We start from the raw sequence: 6,000 nt of genomic DNA on the forward strand, positions 1-6,000 counted from the left end.
CCCGCCGCCCTGCAGCGTTCTCCCGTAGCCTTGGCGTCGTTTAGCGGAAACATCCATCGCTTCGTCATCCTAGGGCGGAGCAAGGAGCGAAGCGACGCGGCGCAGACCCTAGGATCCATGCCACGACTTCAAGGCCCCGCAGCGGTGCTGAGTTCTGCTCCCGCTGCACCCTCCACAAACGTCCCGGCATGGATCCTCGGGTCTGCGCGTCCGCTTCGCTCCCGCTTCGCCCGTGGATGACGAAGTCGGGAAGCGATCAAAAACACTTGTAGTCCCACGAAATCCGTCGCGATGCTGGCGATGTTGCGGCATACGTCGCCCAGCACCCTCAGGAGCCCGCACCATGAGCACCGCCCCCAAAACGCCAGAGCAACCGGCAGACAATCAGAACGATGACGGCGGCGAATATTTCGAGGCGCCGATCGTCGGTGAGCTGGAGGCCGATCCGGTATCGGACGAGCACTTCGACACGCCCGAAGTGCCGGACTCCGAACCCGCTGGTCCAGGCGCCCACCGTGGCAAGCCGAAGAAAAAACCGTCGGCCATATCGGGCCGCAAATTCCGCAAGCGCGACCTGGTACGCATCGACACGCTGCGCCCGAGCCTCGCCGACCGCATCCGGTCGGACCATCCCGACCTGCCGGCCGGCGCCCGCATCAGCCGCGCCGAGCTCGGCCGCTACCGCATGCGCTACATGGAGGAGCTGCTGCAGCAGGAGCACGGCGAATTCTCCGAGCTCGACCGCCAGGTGGTCGAATCGATCGCCAGGCAGGACACGATCTCCGAAAACTCGGAAGAGGAGTTCGAGGAGCACCGCACCTTTGCCGACCGCGTCTCCGACAACATGGCGGCCTTCGGCGGCAGCTGGTGGTTCCTGATCTCGTTTGCCAGCGTGCTTCTGGTGTGGATCGGCATCAATTTGATCGCCGGCATGTCGAGCGCCTTCGATCCTTACCCCTTCATCCTGCTCAACCTTTTGCTCTCCTGCATTGCCGCCATCCAGGCGCCGATCATCATGATGAGCCAGAGGCGGCAGGAGTCCAAGGACCGCCTGCGCTCCTTCAACGACTACCGCGTCAACCTCAAGGCCGAGCTGGAAGTGCGCCACCTGCATGAAAAACTCGACTACCTCATCTCGCGCCAATGGACACGCCTGGCCGAAATGCAGCAGATGCAGCTCGATGCGATGCACGAACTGGCCGGTGCGAAGAAGCCGAAACGGGCGGTGCGCGGACGACGGGTAGTAGGGGGGCAGTAGTTCCTCGCCCCACAAAGTGGGGGTCCGAAGGACGGGCGAGACCCGTGGCTCGCCCCGGCAAGGTGGCTCGGCGAAGCCGAGACGGAGAGGGGAGCGCCATATCCGAGAAGCTCACACCAGTGAGAGGGCCATTCCACCTTCGCCACTGGACACCGCCAATCTCCAATTGCCCGTTGAAGCCCGCGCCTGCTTCCGCTAAGAAGCCGTGACTTGCCGGTTCACCGGCTGGTTCGTTTTCCGGATTCCGGGAAGCACCCGTAGCTCAGCTGGATAGAGCGCTGCCCTCCGAAGGCAGAGGTCACAGGTTCGAATCCTGTCGGGTGCGCCAAAAATTCCGAGGGTCCGTATCGGGGCACCGTTGGCAGCTTTGCAGTCGAGCAGCTCACCCGCTCTATCCTCACTTATGAGGTACTGTGTCATTCTCCCGCAGCTGGGCAGCGCCTAGAGCATCAGATAGATGATCCGGCCCAGAGCGCCAAAAAGTAGCGCGAAGGCTGCAATCGACTGGACGAAGAAGCCGGGATAGCGCTTCAAGGGCGCGGTGCGATACCCTACGAAATATGCAATCCGACCTATCATCCAGAGCAGCCCAAGGCCGGAAGCCCACGCGGCATTCCAGTAGATCGCGAACAGCCACATCGATGGCATAAAGATAGGAAACCATTCCACCGCGTTGGCATGTGCCCGGATGGTTCGTTCAAGGAGCGGGTCGCCGGTCATTGCGGGCGCCAGTATGCCAGTCTTCTTGTGGGTTCTCGCGACCGTCACCGCCATTCCGAATATCATCAAGCTACAAAACAGCGTCACAAGAGCTACCGGGTAAAGCCGTTCCATGTTTGCCTCCTCTCATGGTCGGGACAGTAGGCAAGCAAAGGTTATCGGCAACGGCAAGGCGCAGGCAGATCTTTCCTGACAGCCAGCGCCAATAAGAGCCGGGTTTGTCAGTTACATAATTGCCCTTTTTGTTAATCATCCGAAAACGGTGGGCAAGTTGGAATGCCATCAGCGTCCCGTGGAGGCGGTGATGGCCATCGACGTACCGACGTGGTCGGCCCGCTGCCGAAAGGTGGCGGCATTTGTTGCGCGATTGACACGCTGCCCCGTGGAAGGCAAAGAGTGACACATTGCGGATTGGCAAAGGGGAATGTCGATGAAGAAAATCTATCAGAAGCCCGTTTTCACGAAGCGTGAGCGACTGTCGTCAGTGACGGCTTCGCCCAGCTCATCCGGGACTATCGATTAACCTAGGGAGCTACAGTTTTGGAAAGCCCGCTGCCGAAAGGTGGCGGGCTTTTTGCTTTCTCGAGGAAACGAAAGCCGATTCCGCAAGTCGGCACCGCCAACGTCAATTTCAAGTTCGGCAGACGCAAGTGCCTGCGGGACCGCGTGCAGGGCAAGGTTAGCGGGCCAGTGCCAAAGGCCTGAAGAAAGACAAGGCGGAATGGTTCAAGCCCGGCCTTGTCGGACGGGTGCGAAGAAATGCATCGCCATGCGAAGCCGCTGGACTACCCGGAGGAGAAGTAATGCCCGTGGTAAAAAGGCCCCTGAAGCGCGAGAACAGGCTCTGCACTCGCGATCTAGACCATCAGGCTTAATTGCTGGATTCCTGTTGTGCCGGTAGCGTAACCGGGCTGGGGTGTCCAGCACTGGCCGGCACGGCGTGTCCAACCCCAAATTCGCAACCGTGCCGGTCTATTGTACCAATGGGAATGAATGTCTCGGGCTTCGACCTTTACCCCCTTCCGCGCAAGAATCGTCTGCATTGCCGCCATCAGCTCTTCGTCCCACTGATAGGGTTTCCCTAACGGTCGAAGGTAAGCTAGCGCGGGCCCGCCGAGTCGCGTTACCCCGCTACCGCCCGCACACTCTCCCGCTCCACCAGCGGGCACTCCAGCTTCGTGATCGGGTACCGCCCCCTTCCAGGCGCTGCCGGCGCTTCGAGTTGCTCGATCGCCCATTGGCCCATCGCCATGTGCGGCAGGATCGAGGTGGTCAGCGGCGGGAACAAGTGCCTGGCTATTTCCTCGTCGTCGTAGCCGACGACGGAAATATCCCCAGGAATGTGCAGGCCGGCTTCTTTCAGCGCTTCGTAGCAGCCGATCGCGGTGCGGTCGTTCTGGCAGAAGATGGCGGTGGGCTTTTCCCTGAGCGCCAGCAGCTTGACGGTGGCGGCGTAGCCGGCGCTGGCCGACCAGTCGCCTTCGACCACCAGCTCGGGGTCGAACGGGATGTCGGCGGTGGCGAGCGCGCGGCGGTAGCCTTTCAGCCGGTCTTGTGCGGCCTGCATCCACGGCTCGCCGGTGATGGTGGCGATGCGGCGGTGGCCGTGGCTGATCAGATGCCGGGTCGAGCTTTGGCCGCCGGCGATCTCGCTCGGCACCACGGCCGGGAAGGCGTAGTCGGCCGTATAGCAGTTGAGCAGGATCACCGGGATGTCGAGGCCGTAGAGATAGTCGGGCGCGGATATCTCGCGGGTGAAGATGGTCATGTAGATCAACGCTGAAATGCCCCGCTTGGTCAGCGCCGAAATGGCGCGCGGCTCCATGACGGCATCGCCCAGCGTCTGCGCCACCAGCAGAACGTTGCCGGCATTCCACGAGGCCTGGCGCGCGCCCTCGATGGCGACCACGGCTTCCGGGCTGGTGGCCAGCTGGTCGACGGCAAAGCCGATCACCCCGTCCAGCCCTTCGAAGGCGGGCCCCCCGAAGGCGGGCAGCGGCGGGTGAAGGGCCTCGAAAGCGGGCGCGGTGTAGCCAAGCGTCCGCGCGGCTTCGATCACCCGTTCGCGGGTCTGCTGCGACAGCTTGATCCCCGGCGAATTGTTGAGCACGAAGGAAACGGTCGCCTGCGAGCAGCCGGCCGCCCTGGCGATATCGATCATGGTGACGCGGCCCTTGGCGCCCTTCGCCGGCGCCTTGCGGCGCCTCGCTGTGTCGCTGGCCCGATCCGTCGTCTCGCTCATGGCAAATCCCAGTCTGGCTGGCCGGTCAGGCCGGCAAGGTGGCGTGACGCCGTTGGTTTATAGGGATAACGTCAAGGCCGTTTATAACTATTAGTATGCCGAAGGTCCATCCGCCACGCATCTCCATACGAGCGAAAGCTCAGATAACAAAAGCCTTGGGTGGCAGATCGGCAGCGGCGACGGCTTGCCGGCGGGCACACCGCGAAATCGCTGCCATTGGCTCGGAACTAATACTGTTTACTAATACAAAAATGCGCTGTACCGTCAATCCGTCGCATCTGGCCGGTCACGTCCGGGGCGGCGGGAGAGTACGAAAAATGGCCCGGTGGCTTGCGGATACTACCTCCGCCGGCCTTGTCTCGGATATGTGATATGTCAGACAAATCGGACTATTTACGAACGAAGGATGAGTCTCTAAGGTCCATGATCGTGGCTGGAACGACGCCATTCTTTCGGTGCCGGGAACCCCTTTGAGGAGGAGGGCGTCCACGCTGCAAACGGCAAATCAGGTCAGTGCAAGATCGGCCGGTCCAACGACTGAGCCAAACGGGAGGTTGAACATGAAATCCTTGATACGAAATGCATCCGTAGCCGCGACCGCGCTGCTGCTTGGCCTGTCGGCCACGGCAATCGCGCGCGCCGACGACAAGCCGACGCTGGCTTTCGTCGTCAACGGCGCTTCCGATTTCTGGAAGGCCGCCGAAGCCGGCGTCAAGAAGGCGCAGGGCGAACTGCCCGACTATACGCTCGAGCTCAAATACCCCGAGCAGTCCTCGGTCGCCATCCAGCAGCGGCTGATGGACGATCTGGTGACCGCCGGCGTCAAGGGCATCATGGTCTCGGCTGTCGATCCCAAGACCTCGACCGATGGGTTGAACAAGATCGCTTCGGAAACGGCGCTGTTCACCACCGACTCGGACGCCCCGCAGACCAAGCGCGTCGCCTATATCGGCTCGTCCAATGTCGATGCCGGCAAGCAGGCGGCCGAAATCGCCAAGAAGGCGATGCCCAATGGCGGAAAATGCCTAGGCTTCGTCGGCCTGCTCGGCGCCGACAATGCCAAGGAGCGCATCCAGGGCATGAAGGACGGCCTCGCCGGCACCAAGATCGAGCTGATCGACGTGCGCGGCGACGACATCGACCAGGCGCGCGCCAAGAAGAACGTCGAGGACGCGCTGGTCGCCAGCCCCGACGTCACCTGCATGGTCGGCTTCTACTCCTACAACACGCCGCGCATCTATGAAGCGCTGCGCGACGCCGGCAAGCTCGGCTCGATCACCGTCGTCGGCTTCGATGACGATCCGATCACGCTGGGCGGCGTCAAGGAAGGTACCATTGCCGCCACCGTAGTGCAGCAGCCCTTCGAATGGGCCTATCAGGGCATGAAGCTGATGGCTGCCTATCTCAAGGGCGACAAATCGGGCATCCCGGCAGGCAACCTCATCATCATCCCGACCAAGATCATCGGCAAGGATGACGTCGACGCCTACGCCGCCAATCTGAAGGCGATGGCCGGAAACTAAGACTTGAAGCAGTTCAGCCGGCTCAACGTCGCTTGGGCCGGCTGCTCGCATTGACGAACCGCGCGCGCATCGTCAGTCTGCCAAAAGCCAAGAGCATGATCCCGAAAAGTGGAAGCCGGTTTTCGGAAAAGATCATGCTCAGAAATTGGCCCGCCAATCGCTGCCAGGCATGATGAACTATTCCGATACATCCATTGCTGCATCCGTGACCGCCCCGTTCCTCAGCCTTGAGAACGTGCGCAAGACCTATCCGGGCG

General features: G+C 61.7%; 4 protein-coding genes and 1 tRNA gene. 3 read left to right on the plus strand and 2 right to left on the minus strand.

Annotated elements, in window-relative coordinates; translation table 11 throughout:
- The first annotated feature begins 343 nt into the window (after window positions 1–343).
- Both EN943_RS14515 and EN943_RS14520 read left to right on the plus strand, forming a co-directional pair.
- The gene (locus EN943_RS14515) at window positions 344–1,258 is read left to right on the plus strand and encodes a DUF1003 domain-containing protein (RefSeq protein WP_127413096.1); all 915 of its coding nucleotides are present in this window, start codon (window positions 344–346) and stop codon (window positions 1,256–1,258) included.
- 251 nt (window positions 1,259–1,509) lie between these two features.
- Window positions 1,510–1,586: transfer RNA gene (locus EN943_RS14520), tRNA-Arg, on the plus strand.
- 113 nt (window positions 1,587–1,699) lie between these two features.
- Here EN943_RS14520 and EN943_RS14525 read toward each other — a convergent pair.
- Both EN943_RS14525 and EN943_RS14540 read right to left on the minus strand, forming a co-directional pair.
- Window positions 1,700–2,092 carry an MAPEG family protein gene (locus EN943_RS14525; RefSeq protein ID WP_013528384.1) on the minus strand — a complete coding sequence of 131 codons (393 nt, stop codon included), beginning with the start codon at window positions 2,090–2,092 and terminating at the stop codon, window positions 1,700–1,702.
- A gap of 1,009 nt (window positions 2,093–3,101) precedes the next feature.
- Window positions 3,102–4,220: a LacI family DNA-binding transcriptional regulator gene (locus tag EN943_RS14540; RefSeq protein ID WP_164778200.1), complete on the minus strand. Its 1,119-nt coding sequence runs from the start codon at window positions 4,218–4,220 to the stop codon at window positions 3,102–3,104.
- Window positions 4,221–4,780: 560 nt separating this feature from the next.
- Here EN943_RS14540 and EN943_RS14550 point away from each other — a divergent pair.
- On the plus strand, window positions 4,781–5,743 hold the full coding sequence (locus EN943_RS14550) for a sugar-binding protein (RefSeq protein WP_127413098.1): 963 nt from the start codon (window positions 4,781–4,783) through the stop codon (window positions 5,741–5,743).
- The last annotated feature ends 257 nt before the right edge of the window (window positions 5,744–6,000 follow it).

Origin of the sequence: Mesorhizobium sp. M7A.F.Ca.US.006.01.1.1, from assembly GCF_003997935.1 — a bacterium.
In the GTDB taxonomy this organism is placed as follows: domain Bacteria; phylum Pseudomonadota; class Alphaproteobacteria; order Rhizobiales; family Rhizobiaceae; genus Mesorhizobium.

Bases quoted from the DNA above. Each gene is read 5' to 3' on its own strand.
- EN943_RS14550 (WP_127413098.1), top strand. From the start codon at position 4,781: ATGAAATCCTTGATACGAAATGCATCCGTAGCCGCGACCGCGCTGCTG.
- EN943_RS14525 (WP_013528384.1), bottom strand. From the start codon at position 2,092: ATGGAACGGCTTTACCCGGTAGCTCTTGTGACGCTGTTTTGTAGCTTG.
- EN943_RS14515 (WP_127413096.1), top strand. From the start codon at position 344: ATGAGCACCGCCCCCAAAACGCCAGAGCAACCGGCAGACAATCAGAAC.
- EN943_RS14540 (WP_164778200.1), bottom strand. From the start codon at position 4,220: ATGAGCGAGACGACGGATCGGGCCAGCGACACAGCGAGGCGCCGCAAG.